The sequence below is a fragment of the Maribacter sp. ACAM166 genome, assembly GCF_005771495.1.
Classification (GTDB): domain Bacteria; phylum Bacteroidota; class Bacteroidia; order Flavobacteriales; family Flavobacteriaceae; genus Maribacter.
Genome location: NZ_VAUW01000105.1, coordinates 1 through 674 on the forward strand (window position 1 = coordinate 1; position 674 = coordinate 674).

General features: G+C 33.8%; 1 protein-coding gene. It reads left to right on the top strand.

All coding sequences use genetic code 11. The annotated features are described in order from the left end of the window. On the top strand, positions 1 to 674 hold a 674-nt coding region (locus ES765_RS21545; protein ID WP_138116608.1), incomplete at both ends, for an IS1595 family transposase.

Genomic DNA, 674 nt, shown 5'->3' on the forward strand with positions numbered 1-674 from the left:
TTTGTAAAAGAATTGCCAAATGATGATGCCTGTAAGGCATATTTAGCGAAAATAAAATGGCACGATGGTTTTAAATGTATGAAATGTGGTCACACAAAAGGATGTGAGAAATCTGGGCACAAGTATCATTGTTACGGTTGTAATCATGTTGAAAGTGCCACGGCAAATACATTGTTCCATAAGGTTAAATTTGGGTTGCAAAAAGCCTTTTGTGTTGTGTTTGAAATGAGTACGAGTAGTAAAAGTGTTTCAAGTATTCAGATGGGAAAACGTTTTGACATTAGACAGGGAACTGCTTGGTATTTTATGCAAAAAGTTAGAAAATCAATGGCAAGTAGCCAAATTTTTCCTTTGACCGAAATTGTCCATGTAGATGAATTCACGGTAGGGGGAAAAGAAGAAGGTAAGCAAGGTAGAAGTTACAATTCTAAAAAGAAAAAGGCAGTAATAGCAGTCGAACTAAACGTAAAGCATAAAATAAAAAGAGTGTATGTAAAATCAATCGATGATTATTCTGCTAAATCATTGACACAAATATTTCAAGAGCATATAAGTACAGATGCAAAAATAGTGACAGATAAATGGAGAGGATATTCACCACTAAAAAAGGACTATGATATCGAACAGAAATTCAGTAACAACGGTAAAAATTTCAAAGAACTGCACATAGTGAT